This window comes from Ruegeria sp. AG7 (assembly GCF_056541545.1).
Genome location: NZ_JBQFYP010000007.1, coordinates 218,039 through 237,377, shown reverse-complemented (window position 1 = coordinate 237,377; position 19,339 = coordinate 218,039). Strand labels below are relative to the sequence as shown.

16 protein-coding genes and 1 tRNA gene are annotated in these 19,339 nt (G+C 55.1%); 11 read left to right on the top strand and 6 right to left on the bottom strand.

Features of this window, described 5'->3' with window-relative positions:
- Window positions 1-43: 43 nt before the first annotated feature.
- The 4 genes from ACR0BF_RS12080 to miaA form a co-directional block, all read right to left on the bottom strand.
- On the bottom strand, window positions 44-1,507 hold the full coding sequence (locus ACR0BF_RS12080; RefSeq protein WP_480624990.1) for an ABC transporter permease: 1,464 nt from the start codon (window positions 1,505-1,507) through the stop codon (window positions 44-46).
- Between the two features lie 13 nt (window positions 1,508-1,520).
- On the bottom strand, window positions 1,521-2,567 hold the full coding sequence (locus ACR0BF_RS12075) for an ABC transporter permease (protein ID WP_480472422.1): 1,047 nt from the start codon (window positions 2,565-2,567) through the stop codon (window positions 1,521-1,523).
- Window positions 2,568-2,690: 123 nt separating this feature from the next.
- On the bottom strand, window positions 2,691-4,361 hold the full coding sequence (locus ACR0BF_RS12070) for an ABC transporter substrate-binding protein (protein WP_480624989.1): 1,671 nt from the start codon (window positions 4,359-4,361) through the stop codon (window positions 2,691-2,693).
- 352 nt (window positions 4,362-4,713) lie between these two features.
- Window positions 4,714-5,607: a tRNA (adenosine(37)-N6)-dimethylallyltransferase MiaA gene (miaA, locus tag ACR0BF_RS12065; RefSeq protein ID WP_480624988.1), complete on the bottom strand. Its 894-nt coding sequence runs from the start codon at window positions 5,605-5,607 to the stop codon at window positions 4,714-4,716.
- A gap of 97 nt (window positions 5,608-5,704) precedes the next feature.
- On the opposite strand from miaA, the gene pyrH reads away from it, so the two are divergent.
- The 11 genes from pyrH (at window position 5,705) to ACR0BF_RS12010 (ending at window position 17,713) form a co-directional block, all read left to right on the top strand.
- On the top strand, window positions 5,705-6,457 hold the full coding sequence (gene pyrH, locus ACR0BF_RS12060; RefSeq protein WP_209504110.1) for a UMP kinase: 753 nt from the start codon (window positions 5,705-5,707) through the stop codon (window positions 6,455-6,457).
- Between the two features lie 263 nt (window positions 6,458-6,720).
- Complete coding sequence (locus ACR0BF_RS12055) at window positions 6,721-7,947, top strand: aminotransferase class V-fold PLP-dependent enzyme (RefSeq protein WP_480624987.1); 1,227 nt, start codon at window positions 6,721-6,723, stop codon at window positions 7,945-7,947.
- Window positions 7,948-7,995: 48 nt separating this feature from the next.
- A complete protein-coding gene (locus ACR0BF_RS12050) occupies window positions 7,996-9,420 on the top strand; it encodes a cryptochrome/photolyase family protein (RefSeq protein ID WP_480624986.1) in 1,425 nt (474 codons plus the stop codon).
- A gap of 69 nt (window positions 9,421-9,489) precedes the next feature.
- Window positions 9,490-10,701, top strand: a complete 1,212-nt coding sequence (locus tag ACR0BF_RS12045; protein ID WP_480624985.1) for a class I SAM-dependent methyltransferase — start codon at window positions 9,490-9,492, stop codon at window positions 10,699-10,701.
- An 11-nt stretch (window positions 10,702-10,712) separates the two neighbouring features.
- Entirely contained in the window at window positions 10,713-11,153 is a 441-nt protein-coding gene (locus ACR0BF_RS12040) for a TrgA family protein (protein ID WP_480516806.1), read from the top strand.
- 27 nt (window positions 11,154-11,180) lie between these two features.
- A complete protein-coding gene (locus ACR0BF_RS12035; protein ID WP_480624984.1) occupies window positions 11,181-12,296 on the top strand; it encodes an NUDIX domain-containing protein in 1,116 nt (371 codons plus the stop codon).
- Between the two features lie 68 nt (window positions 12,297-12,364).
- Window positions 12,365-13,399: a cysteine synthase A gene (locus tag ACR0BF_RS12030; protein WP_480624983.1), complete on the top strand. Its 1,035-nt coding sequence runs from the start codon at window positions 12,365-12,367 to the stop codon at window positions 13,397-13,399.
- Complete coding sequence (locus ACR0BF_RS12025) at window positions 13,399-15,825, top strand: DUF3772 domain-containing protein (protein ID WP_480624982.1); 2,427 nt, start codon at window positions 13,399-13,401, stop codon at window positions 15,823-15,825. The genes ACR0BF_RS12030 and ACR0BF_RS12025 overlap by 1 nt, the downstream gene beginning before the upstream one ends.
- Before the next feature lie 142 nt (window positions 15,826-15,967).
- Window positions 15,968-16,057 (top strand) — tRNA-Ser (locus tag ACR0BF_RS12020).
- 232 nt (window positions 16,058-16,289) lie between these two features.
- Entirely contained in the window at window positions 16,290-16,658 is a 369-nt protein-coding gene (locus tag ACR0BF_RS12015; RefSeq protein ID WP_480493317.1) for a group I truncated hemoglobin, read from the top strand.
- On the top strand, window positions 16,655-17,713 hold the full coding sequence (locus ACR0BF_RS12010; RefSeq protein ID WP_480472441.1) for an adenylate/guanylate cyclase domain-containing protein: 1,059 nt from the start codon (window positions 16,655-16,657) through the stop codon (window positions 17,711-17,713). The genes ACR0BF_RS12015 and ACR0BF_RS12010 overlap by 4 nt, the downstream gene beginning before the upstream one ends.
- A 6-nt stretch (window positions 17,714-17,719) precedes the next feature.
- Here the strand turns inward: ACR0BF_RS12010 and ACR0BF_RS12005 are convergent, their stop codons facing one another.
- The gene (locus ACR0BF_RS12005) at window positions 17,720-18,334 is read right to left on the bottom strand and encodes a TetR/AcrR family transcriptional regulator (RefSeq protein WP_480476721.1); all 615 of its coding nucleotides are present in this window, start codon (window positions 18,332-18,334) and stop codon (window positions 17,720-17,722) included.
- A 113-nt stretch (window positions 18,335-18,447) separates the two neighbouring features.
- Complete coding sequence (gene ppk2 / locus ACR0BF_RS12000) at window positions 18,448-19,317, bottom strand: polyphosphate kinase 2 (protein WP_480603839.1); 870 nt, start codon at window positions 19,315-19,317, stop codon at window positions 18,448-18,450.
- Window positions 19,318-19,339 lie beyond the last annotated feature (22 nt).

Sequence of the window (19,339 nt, the reverse complement as noted above, 5' to 3'; positions counted from 1 at the left end):
ATCTCGGGGGGTCCGGGGGGCTGGCCCCCCGGGCGCTTTCACATCAGTCCTTCAGGCTTTCTTCGCGCAAACCGTCGGCCAGCAGGTTCAAACCCAGAACCAGCGTCAACAAAGCCAGCGCGGGCGGCAGAGCAGGGTGCAGGTAGATCGACAAAAGCTTGCGCCCCTCGTTGATCGTCGACCCCCAGTCAGGGCTTTCGGGCGGCAGGCCCAGCCCAAAGAAACCTAAGGTTCCCAGAAGAATAGTGGTATAGCCAATGCGCAGGCAGAAATCGACGATCAGCGGGCCACGCGCGTTGGGCAGGATTTCCCACAGCATGATGTACCACGGACCCTCGCCACGGGTTTGTGCTGCCGCCACATAGTCACGGGTTTTGATGTCCATCGCCAGTCCGCGCACGATGCGGAACACGGTGGGCGAATTCACAAAGACCACCGAGACAAAGACCACCAGAATACCGCCTGGAATATCGAAAAGATCCAGATAGGTCGGCAGACCCCAGATACGATAGGCGTCGGTATTGATGATGTAGCCACCGGTCGAGATCAGAGACAGGTAGAACCAACCCGCAACACCCAAAACTCCGATCAGCAGCGGTGTTCGGAAGTTCGGTCTGGTATAGTAGCGTGAGTTCAGCAGCACGCCGAGGAATATGATAGGGAATACGAACAAGACAGCCGCCATGTAGTTCGGCACACCGGTCGCAACGATCTCAGGTGTGACCAGCAGATAGAACAGCAGGATCACCGGGAAGGCCAGGATCAGGTTTGCAAGGAAGGACAGCAAAGTATCCAGCCGACCACCGTAGTAGCCTGCCGGCAGACCCAGCGTGATGCCAACCATGAAGGCAAATATCGTGGCAAGCGGGGCGATCTGAACAACAATCCAAGCCCCTTTGACCATGCGGCTGAACACGTCGCGGGCCAGGTTGTCGCCACCCAGCAGATACCAGGCGTATTGACCGTCCTCCAGATTGGACAGTGGCGTCCCTGGCACTTTGTTCTTCATGCTCGAGACCTGCGACAGCGGATCATGTGTAACGATCAGATCCATCGCGCCGAAAATCCCGGTGAAGACCCAGAACATCACAAGGCCAAAGCCAATCATGCCGATTGGACTGTCAAACAGTTTGCCGTAGAGGCCAAGCTTGCGTTTGAAAGCGATCGACATGGCATAAAGGATGATCAACGACACCCATACGGGCAAAAACTGCTGGGACATGGCGCCAACTATTCCGGCGCTGGTGCCCATCAGAACGCCTAGCACAATATAGGCGACTGCGATTCCTACACTGGCCAGGAAACTGTAACGCAGCGCCAATTGTATCAGTGTCCGCAGGCCTGAGCTTGAGCTCAACGTACCGTCCGGGTTCACCGTCATCTGGTCTTCGGGCAGCACGATGCTGGCCAGCATCCATACGGCAATAGACAAGAGCATCAGCGCAAGGCCAAGTGCAAAAAGCGGGTTCAGGAAGGCAATAGAGCCGGTCCAGGTAAGTGGTTCCATGATCTAACCCTCCTTAAGAAATGCGGATGCGCGGGTTGAGGTAGACATAGCCGATATCAGAGATCAGCTGGGTCACCAGCACCACAAAGACCGACACGACCGAAATTGCCAGTAACAGCTGAATGTCGTTATTGCCCGCGGCCTGAACCAGCGCCCAGCCGAAGCCCTTGTAGTTGAACAGGGTCTCGACGATCACCACGCCATTCAGCAGCCAGGGGAATTGCAGCATGATGACGGTGAACGGTGCGATCAGCGCATTACGCAGCGCATGTTTCATGACGATATTGGGGAAGGACACACCTTTCAGACGCGCCGTCCGGATATATTGGGCGGTCATCACTTCAGTCATCGAGGCGCGGGTCATCCGGGCAATATAACCCATCCCATAAAGCGCAATGGTCAGGACCGGCAGGAAGAAGTTTTCAAAGGTCGGGTTCTCCATCGCTTGCGTGGCCGTACCCTTGAACCACTTCAATCCAACTGCAGAAGAGGTGAAGATGGCGATAAAGATCACGCCCGAGACGTATTCCGGTGTCGCCGTCGTTGTGATGGCGAAGGTCGACAACGTCCTGTCGGTGGCAGATCCTTCTTTCATTCCTGCCAAAACACCAAGGATCAACGCAGACGGAACCATCAGCAGCATGACCCAGAGCATCAGACGGCCAGTCAGAGCCAATCTGTTGCCAACAACGGTCGAAACCTCTTCTTTGAAGACGGTCGAATAGCCCCAATACCCTTGCAGGATTCCGCAAAAATTCGGAGATTCCTCGGCGGTTTTGCCCGGCAGAATGCATCTTCCCTGAACGGTTCCGTCTTCATTCGTGTACCGATATGAGGGCAGGACACCCAGCCATTCGCCGTATTTTATCGGAGTGGATTGGAGGTAACCATTTTTGTTCAGGTAGCTCTCAACCTGCTCATCCGACATCCGAAAGTTGCCCTGCGTTTTCGCCAGCTTTTCGAGGTTCGGATAGAGGTTGGTTAAGAAGAAAACCAGGAATGTCAGACACAATGCCGTCAACAGCATGATGCCAACGCGCCTTAGAATGAAAAGTCCCATATTTGCCCCTGTGGGTCGGCTAGCGCGGGTTTCATGGAACGCCACGCTTAGCTGCTATTATTTGTTCGCCGCATTCAGGAAGAAGAGGCCGCGCCGAGGTGGCGCGGCCTTTTGCTTTTTGGCTCAGGACGTAAAGCCGTACTTATAAAGCTGCGGCAGGTCAGCGATATGCTTTTCAACACCCACCAAATTGTCGCGATGATGGCGCATCGCAGTCCGCCAATAAGGTTGGATCGTGACACCTTCGTCAATCATGATTGCCTGCAGTTTGGCCATCACTTCGCGACGCTTATCTACGTCCGCGATCGAGTTTGCTTCAGACAACAAGGCGTCGAACTCTGCATTGGCGAAACCTGATTCATTCCAGGCAACACCTGACTTGTAGGCCAGCGCCAGAACCTGGGTGCCCAATGGGCGGTGGTTCCAGTTCGTCGACGAGAAGGCGTATTTCGTCCAGTCGTTCCAGAAAGTTGATCCCGGCAGAACTGTGTGCTTGGCCTTGATGCCAGCGTCGTTCAGTTGCGCTACAACCGCAGCTGTGGTGTTACGACGCCAGTCATCGTCGATCGATTGCACTTCATGCTCAAAGTCACCCATACCCGCTTCGTCCATCAGGGCTTTCGCGCCGGCAGGATCATACGGAATGCGAGTTACGGCCGAGTCATGTTCAGGGTGCATTGGCCCGACGTGGCAGTTGTCAGCCGGAATGCCATAACCCGACATACCCAGTTCCAGACACACTTCGTTGTCCACCGCCATGGCTAAAGCCTGACGAACGCGCTTGTCGCCGTAGATTTTGTTACCGTTTTCGTCCTCCGCCAACTGGTTCGGGCGGATAACGATGGTGAAGCCCGACGGGATTTCCGAGCGCACAAGCCCAATGCCGTCGAAGATGTCGACGAATTCGCCAACAGACTCCCAGTTCATGTCGATCTCTTCGGCCTCATAAGCCGCAAGGAATGCAGCCGGGTCAGTGCCGTAGTCGATGAACTCGATGCGGTCTATATAGCCGCCTTTGCCGGCCTCATAACCCCACCATTCGAATCCTTCGTTGCGCACCAGCACGCCTTTGACGCCAACTTCGTGGCTGTCGGGCAGCATGAAGCCTGTGCCGACCGGGTTTGAAAGCATGTCGTTTGCATCAAAGCTGCTATGAACGATAGGAGCGGGATAGTCCGCCATGCCCGGGATGATCGTGATGTCAGGCGCGTTGCACTTCAGTTTGACAGTATGGGAGTCGACAACGGTGATTGCACCGTCCGCAGCTTGCTGAGTGCTTTCGTCGATAAGCGACGCCATACGCGATGCCATCGAGTTGCCTTCCAGACCAGCGTCACACCATCCTGCGATGTTGCGGGCCACGTCTTCGGCTGTGAAATCGTCGCCATTGTTCCACTTTACGCCCTTGCGAACGTTCAATGTGTATTCGGTGGCATCGGCGTTGGCTTCCCAGCTTTCCAGCAGCATCGGCTTGAACGAGCCGTCGTTGTTGTATTCGACGAGGTACTCAAGCCAGCCTGCTGTGAAAGTGGCAATTTGCGTCCAGTCATAAGTTCGCGGATCTTTAAGCGCGCGCACTTCCATCTGATAGCGGATGGTGCCGCCGCGCTGCGGCTCTTGCGCCGCCGCAGGTGATTGCAGACCGATCAAACCATAGGCCGTCGGTACCGCGACACCCAGCGCCGTTGCGCGGACCAGAAATTCCCGGCGGCTAAGCTTGCCGTCACGGTATTCCTGCGCGTGCATCTCGGCCGCCCAGTGCACCTTGTCTGTGGTGATTGCCGTATTGGTCATAAATGTCTCCCTGTGACATTGATTTTGTTGATTTGTTCTTGTTCTAAGCGACACGGGCTTGTCCGGTCGAAAGAAAGAAGGATTCCGGTTTTTGGACTCTGTGCATCCCCATGCCGCCATTCGGCACCAGAAATCACTCAACGTCAACGTTCGGAATCGACATAAAATGCACAAAAGCGACGTTCCCGCAGTGTTGATATTTCAGTACGGATTTTGTCATGTGGCGCCCCGCAAGAAGAAACCCTTGCGGAGATTCTGCGTCAAATCACTGATAACAGACGAAAAACCAGTTAGTTTCCGTTGATCTGTTTGCTTTCGGTGTCATATCCTGTGGAATGAACAACTCCAGATATCACTTTGAGAAATCAACGTGATTCCATGTTTTCATTCTTGCCCGAAACCACGTGCGTTGACGTTTGGCAAATTGCCGGGTCGAGATTGTGGCCCGTTCACGGGCCTGATCCAAAGTCAGTGTTCCATCCAGATAGGCCATAAGCTCTGGCACACCAATGGCTTTGCAGGCGGGAAGAGCGGGGTCGAAACAATCCCGCATGGCGCGTACTTCGTCGATTGCGCCCAGCTCCAGCATCTGATCAAAACGGCGTTCAATCCGATCCAGAAGCCACGTTTTGTCGACGTCAAAAACGATAGGAACCGCATCATCCAGCCGTAAAATTGGCGGTGGCGTATCGGCCTGCCAAGATAACAGGCTGCGACCAGTGGCGCGCTGCACTTCCCAAGCGCGCTGCACGCGCGCGCGGTTCTGCATATCCAGGCCAGACAGTGTCTGTTCGTCGACCCCGGCGACCAGCTCGGCAACGGTCAGCAAGTCTGCTTCGGCCCGCACCTGCGCTGGGGTCGCAGGAATTTCGGCCATGCCTTCGGTCAGGGCCGAGAAATACAATCCTGTCCCGCCGACAATGATTGGCCGCTGGCCCCCGGTTAGCAGTGGCACCACTTCTCGCAGCCAGTGACCGGCAGAATAGTCCTGATCATAGGCGATGTGACCATAGAGCAGATGCGGCACGCGTGTTTCTTCTTCGACAGATGGTCGGGCCGAGATCACTCGCCAGCAGTCATAGACCTGACTTGCGTCTGCATTGACGACGACCCCGCCATGCCGTTCGGCGATCTCCAGCGCCAGTGCTGATTTCCCGGATGCCGTCGGCCCTGCAATCAGGACAGGTTTGTCGTCGGGAATAGGGGGTAATTGCTGAAATATCGCGTCTGTTGATCGCCGGGTCATATGCGGTTGCCTCAATCCTCACCAACCGCATTGAACCTGCGGAGCTTTTGCTTCATTTTGCGCCGGAAATTAACCCCGTGCCAGCCCGGAGCGCAACATGAGCCTTTCCCCGTCTTCTGAAACTGCCGAAACCCCGAAAACCACATACAAACGTGTCATGTTGAAAATTTCAGGAGAGGCATTGATGGGGGATCAGGGCTTTGGCCTGCACCCGCCGACAGTTCAACGCATCGCGCAAGAGGTGAAATCGGTTCACGATCTGGGCGTTGAGATCTGCATGGTTATCGGTGGCGGAAACATTTTCCGGGGCCTGAGTGGATCTGCTCAGGGTATGGAGCGGACGACAGCAGACTATATGGGGATGTTGGCCACGGTGATGAACGCACTGGGTATGCAATCTGCCCTGGAAGAGATTGGGGTGTTCACCAGGGTCATTTCGGCCATTCGCATGGATGAAGTGTGCGAGCCGTATATCCGCCGCCGCGCCGTACGACACCTTGAAAAGAAAAGGGTTTGCATCTTTGCGGCCGGCACCGGCAACCCGTATTTCACCACCGACACCGCGGCGACCTTGCGCGCCAATGAAATGGCGTGTGAGGCGATTTTCATGGGCAAGAACGGTGTCGACGGCGTCTACGACAAGGATCCCAAACAACATGCCGACGCGGTGCGTTATGACACGGTCACCTATGACGACGTTCTAGCCAAGCGGTTGCGGGTCATGGATGCGTCAGCCATCGCGCTGGCGCGTGACAACAACCTGCCTCTGATCGTCTTTGGTCTGGATGAGCCCGGTGGTTTCCGTGGTATTCTTGCAGGCGAGGGGACGTATACCAAAGTTCAGGGTTGAGGTCCGAACGAGACTTGGCCCAGAGTATTAGCAACTCAGCCCTGGCAGTCCCGCCGGGGCTTTTTCTTTTGCTTCAGCTTGACGGTCGCTGATGGCGCTGTCTAAGTAACGGTGTCCTTCTGCGATGAAGGGCTGCCCGGTGTTTCGTCAGTCCATGACGCAAGCACAGGCTGGGCTGGAAGACCTGCCATGATTTCTGAGATGTCCGGAAACATGAGCGGGCATCTTGTTGATATGACAGCACAACTAAGGAGCAATGAGGCATGAGCTCTCTGGATATCGATTTCGTTCGGGCACAGTTTCCGGCTTTTTCCGAACCCAGCCTGAAAGGACAGGCGTTTTTTGAGAATGCGGGCGGGTCATATACCTGCAAGCCGGTGATCGACCGGTTGACGCGGTTCTATACGCAGCGAAAGGTTCAGCCCTACGCCCCTTATGAGGCCAGCCGTCTTGCAGGTGCCGAGATGGATGAGGCACGCGTGCGCATGGCCGCCATCCTGGGTGTTGAAACCGATGAGCTGAGCTTTGGCCCTTCGACGACACAGAATACCTATGTTTTGGCACAGGCGTTCAGGCAATGGATGAAACCTGGCGAGGCGATTGTCGTGACCAATCAGGATCACGAGGCAAATTCGGGCCCATGGCGTCGTCTGGCCGAGGCAGGGATTGAAGTGCGGGAGTGGCAGATCGATCCTGAAACCGGATCACTGAACCCGCAGGATCTGGAAAACATGCTGGACGAAAAAGTGCGACTGGTCTGTTTCCCGCATTGTTCCAATGTGGTGGGAGAGATAAACCCGGTCACCGAGATCACTGCGATTGCCCACGCGGCCGGCGCATTTGTCTGCGTGGACGGCGTATCTTACGCCCCGCATGGGTTTCCGAACGTTGGTGATCTGGGGCCGGATATCTACCTGTTTTCGGCCTATAAAACCTACGGCCCGCATCAGGGGTGCATGGTCATTCGCCGAACACTGGGAGAGTTACTGCCCAACCAAGCGCATTATTTCAACGCTGACGTTCTGTATAAACGCTTTACCCCGGCGGGCCCGGATCATGCACAGATTGCTGCAAGTGCAGGTATGGCCGATTACGTCGAGCTCCTGTGTGCTCATCACGGCGGGCCTGACGTGGGCGCGGCAGAGCAGGGTGCCTTTGCTCATGATCTGATGCGCGCGCACGAGGTGTCCTTACTGCAGCCTGTTCTGGATGCGGTAAAGGATCGCAATGCGGTACGTCTGATCGGCACATCAGACGCCACCCGGCGCGCGCCGACTGTTGCGCTGTCGTTGAACCGCCCGGCTGAACCTGTTGCAGCGGAACTGGCGCAATACGGTGTTATGGCTGGTGGCGGCGACTTTTATGCTGTGCGCCCATTGCAAGCGATGGGAGTAGATCCGGCACAGGGCGTTTTGCGGGTCAGCTTTACGCATTACACCTCGCAGCAGGAGATTGATCAGCTTTTGGAGGCGCTTGAACGCGTTTTGTGATCCAGTTTCCGCCGGGATTCGTAGAATGAAGAAAACCACAGGGCGGATATGGAAAACGAGCATTCTCCGATCATCTTATGGTTCCGACGGGATCTGCGCCTGTCGGACCATCCGGCATTAACTGCAGCTGTCTCAAGCGGTCGTCCGATCATACCAGTTTTTGTTCATGACCCTCTTGTGCGACACCTTGGCGCGGCCCCGAAATGGCGGTTGGGGCTGGGTCTGGAGGTCTTTAGCGACGCTCTGACGAGGCTGGGTAGCCGCCTGATCCTGCGGCGTGGAGATGCGCTTGAGCATTTGCAGACACTTGTTAAAGAGACGGGCGCAAAGGCTGTTTTTTGGTCGCGGGCCTATGATCCGGCGTCGATCACACGCGATACACAGATCAAAACGGCTCTGACCGAACTGGGGGTATGCGCAAAGTCTTTTTCCGGTCATTTGCTTTTTGAGCCCTGGACGGTATCAACAAAACAGGGCCAGCCGTTTCGTGTCTACACTCCTATGTGGCGCGCGGTTCAGCGGCGGGACGTGCCCGCGCCGGATGCGTTGGTGTCACGCTTGGCAGCGCCAGCGACTTGGCCTTCCAGTGTCAGACTTAGCACCTGGCAGATGGGTGCGGACATGAATCGGGGTGCTGCAATCGTGCGTCCCCATGTCCAACCCGGCGAGCAGGCCGCCCGCGATCGCCTTGAGCACTTTCTCGACCATGTCCCCCGTTATTCCACTGACCGTGACCGATTGGATTTAGAAGGAACATCAAACCTGTCAGAATACCTTTCATTGGGCGAGATCGGGCCACGTACAGTCTGGCACAGGGTTCAACAGGCTGCGATGATGGGAACCCCCGGCACTGAGGCATTTCTGCGGCAGATGGTCTGGCGTGAGTTTGCCTATCACCTGATGTATCACTCACCGCATCTGCTGACCGAAAACTGGAAAGCGGAATGGGATGATTTCCCCTGGAACGTCGATCCGCACCATCCTGAAGTTGCCGCCTGGAGGCAGGCCCGAACCGGAATTCCTGTCGTCGATGCTGGCCTGCGACAGATGTATGTGACAGGCCGTATGCATAATCGGGCCCGGATGATTGTTGCCAGCTACCTGACCAAACATCTGATGACACACTGGAAAATCGGGATGAGTTGGTTCGAGGATTGCCTGATTGACTGGGACCCGGCCTGTAACGCCATGGGCTGGCAGTGGGTTGCTGGGTCAGGCCCCGACGCGGCACCTTTCTTTCGCATATTCAACCCTCAAACGCAGGCGGAAAAGTTTGATCCGCAGGGGTCTTACCTGCGGCGCTGGATCGCCGAAGGCCAGACGAAACCCAGTGACATTGCGCTTTCTTATTTTGCTGCGGTTCCCCGGTCATGGAACCTGTGTCCGCAGGCGGATTATCCCGAACCTGTCGTGAAACTGGCGGACGGTCGAAACCGCGCCTTGCGTGCGTATGAAAGCCGAAAATCCCACTAAGGAACTGAAAACTTGCCAGAAACAAAATCGCGCCCTAGCCTGATAACTGTACCGCAGAGGGGAGAGCGGATGGTGCTGACGACGACAGAGGGGCAGTCGGATCTGCCCAGGTATTTCGCCCAGGTCTTCAAGATGCTGACCCGAATGGAGTCGGGGCGGTTGGACATTACATTGCCCGATGGCCGCACTTTTCGCGCTGAGGGGCCCAAGGCAGGGCCCGTCGCCCAGATCGACATTCACAACGGAGATGTTTTTGCCCGCCTGATCCGCGAAGGCGAACTGGGTTTTTCTGATGCCTACCTTGAGGGACATTGGAGCACGCCAGACCTCCGCTCATTCATGGATCTGGTCCATTTGGGGTCTGAGACCGTCTATGACGGATTTACTGGGAAATTTCTTGTTCAGGCCTATGAACGGCTACGGTTCTGGCTTCACCGTAATAACAGGACGCAGGCGAAGAAGAATATCTCGTACCACTATGATCTAGGTAACGACTTCTACGGTTTGTGGCTGGATGACACGATGACCTATTCCAGTGCCATTTTTCAGACCGGGCAAGAAAGTCTGGAGAAGGCGCAAACTGCCAAATACGCCAGCCTTGTCGATGAGATGGGGGCCAAACCCGGCGACCACATTCTGGAAATCGGATGCGGATGGGGCGGTTTTGCCGAATATGCCGCGAAAGAACGGGGCCTGCATGTAACCGGCCTTACGATCAGTGAGGAACAATTTAAATATGCGAAAGAGCGTATTGAAAAAGCAGGACTTTCGGATCAAGTGACGTTCAAGTTGCAGGACTATCGCGACGAGCGTGGACAATATGATGGCATCGCCTCAATCGAGATGTTCGAGGCGGTGGGCCAAAAATACTGGCCGGTTTATTTTGAAACCGTTCGTGAGAGACTGAAGCCGGGGGCACAAGCGACCTTGCAAATCATAACGGTGGGTGACCACCGCTGGGATTACTACAAGAACGGTGTAGATTTCATTCAGAAATACATCTTTCCGGGCGGAATGCTCCCATCACCTTCGATCCTGCGGCAACAGATCAATCAGGCCGGTCTGAATGTGGTGAAGTCGAAAGAATTCGGCAAAAGTTACGACCTGACACTGCGGCGGTGGTATGAAACGTTCAACGCAAAATGGGAACAGATCGCAGATCTGGGGTTTGATGAGCGTTTTCGCCGCATGTGGAATTATTATTTGACGGCATGTGGCGCAGCCTTTGACACGCGCAATTGCGATGTGACACAGATCACCGTAGCAAAGCAAGTTAACTGACGGACCGTTATATGCCCACTGCCTCGCGTCTCGTAGCCGCCGTTTGCCTCATCGTGCTGGCCTTCATTGTCTCTGGCATGATCATCGAAAACGGTGAAGAAGGTAAGGATTATGGGTACTTTACCGTGGTCAACATGGCCCTTGGTGCGGTTTGCGGGTGGGGCATCATGGGTAAGCGGGCCGGGCGCGGTTGGACTGCTGCGATCAACAATGGGCTGACTGGTGTCGCCTCGATGATTTTCTGGGCGCTGTTCGTGCAGGGCTGTTATGAAATGTTCCGGCTTGCCATGCGCAATCGTTACGGTGGCCCGTTCGAGGCCATACTGGCCATTTTCAAAATCGGGATTGAGTACGGTAAGCTGCTGATTTATCCGGAAATCCTGATTGCATTCCTGATTGGTGCCGTTGTCTCGGGGCTGGCCACAGAACAGGCCAACCGTTCGTGGCGCTGATCCGTTTCCTTACAAGAGAGATCGAATTTGTCTGATTTGTTTTTTTATGGAACGCTGCGGCACTTGCCGTTGTTGGAACGCGTTCTTGGTCATCCTCTGAGCGAAAGCAAAGCACGGCCCGCCCGACTTCGAGGCCATGCTGTCCATTCTGTTCAGGGGCAGGATTTCCCGATGATCCTGGAAACGGAAGGCGCCAGTGCCGAAGGGTTGCTCGTGCAGGACTTGTCGCCTGAGGATCTGGCCAGGCTGGATTATTACGAAGTGTCTTTCGACTATGATCTGAAGCCTTTGAAAGTCGAATTAGAAGACGGGACCGAGGCCGAAGCGCAGGTCTTTTTTCCGGCACCCGATGCATGGAGACCGGGTGATTTGTGGTCGCTTCAGAACTGGGCGGGCAGATTGGGCGAACTCACAACGCTCGCGGCTGAGGAAGAGATGGCCTATTTTGGGAAGGTCGCCCCCCAGGTCATGGCCCGCAGTATTCGCGCCACTCAAACGCGTGCCTGGTCAAAGATTATGGCCGGGCAGCGGCGAACCGGTGATCCGCGGGACATCGCAAAAGACGTGATCGTGCATCGCCATGACCGGGTGTACCTCGATTATTTCGGGATGGAGGAAATCGATCTGCAACACCGGCGGCATGACGGCAGCATGGGTCCGGTGCTGCGCCGTGGAAGCTTGTTGCAGGGCAGTGCGGTCGGCGTTCTGCCCTATGATCCGGTCCGCGATACCGTTTTGATCGTGGAACAGTTCAGACCGCCGGTTTTCCTGAACAACGATCCGGAACCCTGGCTTTGGGAAGCGGTGGCCGGGATGATTGATCCGGGCGAGACACCCGAACAGGCCGCGCATCGCGAGGCGATGGAGGAGGCAGGTATTCGTTTTGACAGGCTGGAATATGCCGGCGGGGCCTATACCTCGAGCGGATCTTCCACCGGGTTCATGTATCTTTATGTTGGCCTGGGTGAGTTGACACACACCACAATCACTGGCGGCCTGGACACAGAAGGTGAAGACATCCGTAGTCAAATCTTGCCGTTCGATGAATTCATAGACTTGACGGATCGTCATGTTTTCAAGGATCTACAATTGGTGTCTCTGGCTTATTGGCTGGCCCGCCATCGGGACAGATTGCGCGGGTGACTATCCCGCTTGTGGTCGCGGCGGTGCGGCTGTAAATCTTCGATGGTACAAAACGACAAGGGGCCATCATGCGCATTGCACGAGATCTTGCTGACGCAGTAGGAAAAACACCGTTGATCCGGCTGCGCCGCATCAGTGAAGAAACTGGTTGCGAAATTCTCGGCAAAGCCGAATTCATGAACCCCGGTCAATCGGTCAAGGACCGTGCTGCACTCTATATTATCCGTGATGCCATTGCGCGGGGCGATTTGAAGCCCGGCGGCACCATTGTGGAAGGCACCGCAGGCAATACCGGTATTGGCCTGGCGCTGGTGGGTGCGTCAATGGGGTTCAAGACCGTGATCGTGATCCCGGAGACCCAGTCGGAAGAAAAGAAAGACATGCTGCGGCTGGCAGGTGCACAACTGGTTCAAGTTCCAGCCGCACCTTATCGCAACCCCAATAATTTCGTGCATTATTCCCGCCGTTTGGCCGAGGAATTGGCGCAGACGGAACCTAATGGGGCGATCTGGGCCAACCAGTTTGACAACGTGGCGAACCGTCAGGCCCATGTTGAAACCACAGGACCCGAAATCTGGGAACAAACAGAAGGTAAGGTCGACGGGTTTATCTGTGCTGTCGGGTCGGGCGGTACGTTGGCCGGGGTTGCCGAAGCGTTACAGCCCAAGGGTGTGAAAATCGGTCTGGCCGATCCTATGGGTGCGGGTCTCTACTCTTACTACACCACCGGTGAAATCGCGATGGAGGGCGGATCGATTGCCGAAGGTATCGGACAGGTGCGGATAACAAAGAACCTGGAAGGGTTCACGCCGGATCATTCCTATCAGATCACTGACACCGAGGCGTTGCCCTATATCTTTGACCTGCTCCGTGAAGAGGGGCTGGTTATGGGCGGGTCAACCGCGATCAACATGGCGGGCGCCGTGCGTCTGGCCAAGGAAATGGGGCCGGGCCACACGATTGTGACTGTCCTTTGCGACTATGGCACGCGGTATCAGTCCAAGCTGTTCAACCCGGATTTCCTGCGCGAGAAAGAATTGCCGGTGCCGGATTGGATGACTGAAGCACCGCGCAGCATTCCCGGCGTTTTCGAGGACGTGTGATGCCTGGGCAGGTTCGCCTGTTTCTGACACTGGTATTCCTGTGTCTTGTCGGGCTCGCAGGCGGTGCTGTCGCGCAGCTGACCGACAGGCAAAGTGAGTATTACCGGGGCTGGATAAAAACGGCTGACCGTGCCGAGTCCGTGATTGAAGCGAACCGTGCGTCAAACGCTGCGTTTGAGAATTTACGTTCTGAAATAAACGGTTACCGAGAGGACTTTAACAAGGCACGCAGCGCCAACACAGACCGTATCGCAACGCTGGAAAGCCAGATCAAGGCGCTTGGTCCGAAACCTGAAGGGGACGCGACCGAACCTGAAGACATCGCTAAATTGCGAACTCATCTTAATGATCAGCTCAACAGTTTGCGCGTGCCGCGCATCATTTCCGAAGAAGCTTATACCCGCGCAAATGGATTGATCAGTGAAATCGATCGGATCATCCGGACGCGGCAGACAAAACAATTCTTTGAGCGCGGGCCGTCACCGATCAACCCCGTATATTGGGGACCTGCATGGCAAGACGTAAAAGAGGCGCTTCAGAGCCTGACAAATGAAACAATTACCAACCTGCGTTCGGACGTAGTGAAAGAACGTATCCGTGATCGTGGCTTGGGAATCCTGTTTCTGGTGATCCTGGCCGCGGTTTTACTGATCTTCGGCAAACGTTGGTCCGAACGGGGCGGCGACTATCTGAGGTTGCTGGGCGGAGCGGGCACTGGTGTTTGGTCCTTCATCATTTCTCTGTTGCGGATTCTGTTGCCATGGATCGGTGTCGTTGCCGCCATCGCCGCGATCAGTCTTTCGGGTATTCCGGGTCTGCGAGGCAGTTTGTTGCTGGAAAAAATCCCCTACTGGGCGGCAATTGCCTTCTTCTACGACTGGATTGGCCGACAGATTTACGTGATTGGCGCTTCACAAGGATTCAAGCGCCTGTCTGCTGCTCGGATTACCGAATTGCGGATATACATTGATCTGTTGGCTTTGATGTTGATCCTGCACGAACTGGCGCTTCTGTTTCAGCAGATCGAAAACGTCTCGGATGCGACCCGTGCGGTTATTAGCTTTCCCGTGATCGTCGGAACGGCATTGCTTTTGCTCCGCGTGCGGCAGACCCGAACGAACGACCGCCTGCTGGACCAGGCGGCGTCTACCCGGGCCGCCGGATTCAGCCAGTTGTTGGAATTCCTGCGCAAGGCCATGTTCCTGCTGGGGATTGCAACACCCGTTCTGGCAATCGCCGGGTATACCAATGCGGCCGAAGCGATCGTGTTTCCGGCGGTAAAAACGCTGGTTCTGATTGCCGCACTGGCGATTTTTCAACGGTTCGTCAGTCAGATATACGGATGGATCACAGGGCAGGGCGACGCTGCGCGCGACTCTCTTTTTTCAGTCTTGGTGGGCTTTGCACTGGCCATCGTCGCGCTGCCTGTTCTGGCGATATACTGGGGTGCGCGTGAAACGGACCTGCTTGAGGTGTGGTCACGTCTGCTGCTTGGCTTTGACATCGGCGGTGTCATGATCTCGCCCAGCAATTTCCTGACATTTATCGCTGTATTCGCAATCGGATATACGCTGACACGGTTGTTGCAAAGCGGGTTGCGCAACTCGCTGTTGCCCAAAACCAGCATCGATCCGGGCGGGCAGAATGCGATTGTCGCTGGCTCGGGGTATATCGGGATCTTTCTGGCTGCGTTGGCAGCGATCATGGTCGCGGGGTTCGACCTGTCATCGCTGGCAATTGTTGCTGGTGCACTGTCTGTCGGTATTGGCTTTGGCCTGCAAACGATTGTGTCCAACTTTGTGTCCGGCATCATCCTTCTGGTGGAACGGCCAATCTCCAAGGGTGACTGGATTGATGTGAACGGGATGATGGGCTACGTACGTGACATTTCCGTCCGCTCGACCCGTATCGAGACGTTCGACAGATCGGATGTGATCATTCCCAACTCGGACCTGATCAGCGGTGTTGTCACCAACTATACGCGTGGCAATACAATCGGCAGGGTGATTGTTCCGGTCGGCGTCGCATATGGCACTGATACGCGTCTGGTCGAGACCATCCTGAGTGAGGTTGCGAACAACCACCCGATGGTTTTGGCCAACCCGGCACCCAGTGTGGTGTTTCAGGGGTTTGGAGCGGATGCATTGGATTTTGAAATCAGGGCGATCCTGCGGGATGTGAACTGGGTTCTGTCCGTCAAATCCGACATGAACCACGAAATCAACCGACGCTTCCTTGAAGCAGGCATCGAGGTGCCGTTTGCACAGCGTGATATCTGGTTGCGTAATCCCGAAGCTTTGCAGACCTCAAACAAGGTGAAAGCGGCTGGTTCTGCGTCCAAACAGAAGGCAGATGAGTCGACGACAAGAGAGCCAGTTGAACTGACCGAATCTGATCTGGACCCCGACGCTGGCGATGAATTCTGACGACCTGTCCGAAAGCTGAAGGGTAGTCTTTCCGGTGGTTTGGCGCACCGGAAAGGCGACCGGATTTAATTGATCTTTCCCGTGATTTCACCGAATTGGGGCCTTGCAAATTCCATGACATTGGTCCAAACATCGCCGGCACGGAGAGGTGGCCGAGTGGTCGAAGGCGCACGCCTGGAAAGTGTGTAGGCGGGGAACCGTCTCCAGGGTTCGAATCCCTGTCTCTCCGCCATTACTCCTTCTAACAGAGAACTATGTCTGCCCCGGCGTCTTGGCTGTGCAACGCAGTTTCGTGAACCACGCCAGATTTCCGAAAGCCCAGGATCGTATACCCTGGTCGCTATTGCGTTCCCTTAAAAGAACACCCGTTAAGCCGGAAAATAAAAAACACTATAAACATTAACAAAAATATCAATTTGATATAGAGTTATAGTGTTTTTGTTCTGTATCGCTTGGGTTTTCGTGTGACACAAACGCTTTATGACAAATACGGTGGCTTCAAAACGATCAGCCGTGTCGTGATGACCTTCTATGAAATGGCGTTGGATTCGGATGATATCGGCCATTATTTTGAAGATATCGACATGCCTCGGCTGATTGATCATCAGACGAAATTCGTATCGTCCCTGATTGGCGGACCGGCGTCATTCAGTGATGACAGGATCGAAGCCGTTCACAGGCATCTGGGTATTTCACACGACGAATTTGATGTGATGGCTGAGCTGTTTGGCGAAGCGCTGAGCGTGCATGGTATGTCCGATCAGGATATCAAAACCGCGCTGGCTGCAATTGAAGGGAAGCGTTCAATTATCGTCGCCCGAAACGCGGCATGAGCATTCATGCGATAAACGAACAGCTGTTACGCGCCATCGGTGTCGGCATTGCCGTGGTGCGCGCCTCGGATCTTCAGTTCGTGTTTCATAACGGACCTTTCGCAGAGTGGTTTGGAACCCCCGAGAACGGCAGTACTCTTACGGACATTCTGCCTGCCCTTGATCCCAAAGAACTGGAAGACGTCAAGCAATCGGGCCTGAGATATTCGGTTGAGTTGCAGATCAAACCAAAGCGGCGGACCTTGATCTTTGCGGTCGCAGTTTCGTTGGCAAGCGGATTGTCAGAGCAGGTTCTGATTGTCGAATGCCAGAACATCACGCGCATTCGCGAGCTGGAAAGTATGATCGACAGCTATTCCACCATGGTCGAACGCAACACGCGAGAACTGGAACGCGAAAAAGAACGGGTTGAACGCCTGCTTTTGAACTTGATGCCACGGGCGGTTTATGAAGAATTCAAGACATTCGGTGTTGTCACTCCGCAGCTCTACAAGCAGGTGTCTGTGGTCATGCTGGACTTTGTGGGTTTCACCGATTTCGCGGCCAAGACCGACCCGACAGTGACCCTGAGTGAGTTGAACGACATTTTCACGGCGTTTGACAGGATCGTTGAACAATTCGGGTGTGAAAGGATCAAAACAATAGGTGACGCATATCTTGCGGTCTCAGGCATGCCTGACCCGACACCCGATCACGCGACTGCAGTGGCTCATTGCGCGGTACGTTTCCTGCGTTATCTCGAACGCCGTAACGAAAGCCATCCGCACAAATGGCAGGCCCGGATCGGTTTGGGCATGGGGGCCGCAGTCGGGTCTGTCGTGGGCATTCAGAAATACGTCTACGACGTTTTCGGTCCGGCGGTAAATATCGCGTCCCGACTGCAAATATTCGCCAATCCTATGAAAATCGTTGCGCCGGAAGAGATGAAATACGCCCTGATTGACGAGTTTCAGGTCTCGGACCTGGGACGTGTCGACATAAAGGGAATGGGCGAGATGAATCTTATCAACGTAACGTCCGGGCTGAGCTTACCGCAAAGCAGTCGAACTTTTTGAAAGGTGTCAGTCGTCCTGAGGGATCAGACCCAGCCCTCGCAGATAGATACCAATGCCGCTTTCCAGCAGGTCTTCCGGGGGGAAGGGAGACGTCGCCCCGGTATTGCGCGCGTATAATTCGACCACGCCATGGCTCATTGCCCAGATGTGTGCGCTGAACATCGACGCGGGCGGGCGCTTTTCTGGTGGAATATGTTGCGACAAGTCAGCGGCTGCTTTCTCCAGAACCGATTTGGCCCGATTGGCGGCCATGGATAATTCTGGGGTGCGATTCAACGAAATTCCGCTTTCAAACATGGCGATGTAGTGGCCGGGGTTTTTCCGGGCAAAAGCCAGATAGGCCCGCCCGGTTGCTTCGAAGGCGGATAGGGCAGAGGGTTGGCCTGTGTCATAAGCGTATTGCATCAGGTCCGCGAACATCTCGAATCCCTGCCGTGCGGCTTCGGCGATAAGGTCTTCGCGCCCTTCAAAATGGCGATAGACTGCGGCTGGTGTTACGCCAGCGGTTTTGGCGGCTTCAGATAACGTAAAACCTGTCGGCCCCTTTTCTTCGATCAGGGACAAGGCTGCCTCGATCAGAGCTTGCTTTAGGTTTCCGTGATGATAACCGCGTTTCGACATCCCGGCCTCAGGTTCTTCGATTAGGTATTGGAAGACAAGGGGATAGATCAAATACACCCGGTCGTCCAACACTTGCCCTTGAAAGCCTTGGCCGGGCAGGGCGAAAACGCAACCTACGCTTCCCAGACATCCGGACCACCGCAGATCAGGGGATCAATGTTACCAATGCTTTTTGCGTCCTTCTCATCATAGTCCAGCGTGTGCAGGACCGATTGAATTGCTGCAAGACGGGCGCGTTTCTTGTCGTCGGACCGGACTATTGTCCAAGGAGATATGTCTGAGTGTGACCGGGTAAGAGTTTCCGAAATCGACTGTGTGTATTCGTCCCACTTGTCCAACCCTGCCACGTCAATCGGGCTGAGTTTCCATTGCTTTAACGGGTCGGTTTCACGGGCCAGAAAACGGTTTAGTTGCTCAGCGCGCCCGACATTGAGCCAGAACTTGAAGAGTTTGATGCCATCATTGACCAGACCCGTTTCAAGCGGCAGAACCTGACGAAAGAACCGCTCGCGCTCTTCCCGGGTGCAGAAACCAAAGACGTTTTCGACCACGCCGCGATTGTACCAGCTGCGGTCAAAGAACACGATCTCGCCGGCTGCAGGCAGGTGCGGGATGTAGCGCTGAAAGTACCATTGACTGCGTTCAGTTTCCGAGGGTTTGCTGAGCGCCACATTGCGCGCGCCGCGCGGGTTCAGGTTTTCGCGAAACCGTTTGATCGTTCCGCCCTTACCGGCAGCATCGCGGCCTTCGAAGATGATGGCGATCCGTTGCGCCGTGTCCTTGACCCAAGACTGCATTTTGACCAGCTCGATCTGGAGCAGTTCCATCTGCTCTTCATAGTCCTTGGGTTTCATCTTCTCGCTATATGGGTAGGTCGGGTTCAGGATATCGCCTTTCTTCGAATTCTCGATCTCATCCCGCATAGCTTTGGGCGCGCTATCCTGAAAATACTTCTCGATAGAACCTTTTTCGGTCCGAGCCATATGTCACCTCGCGATAAAACCC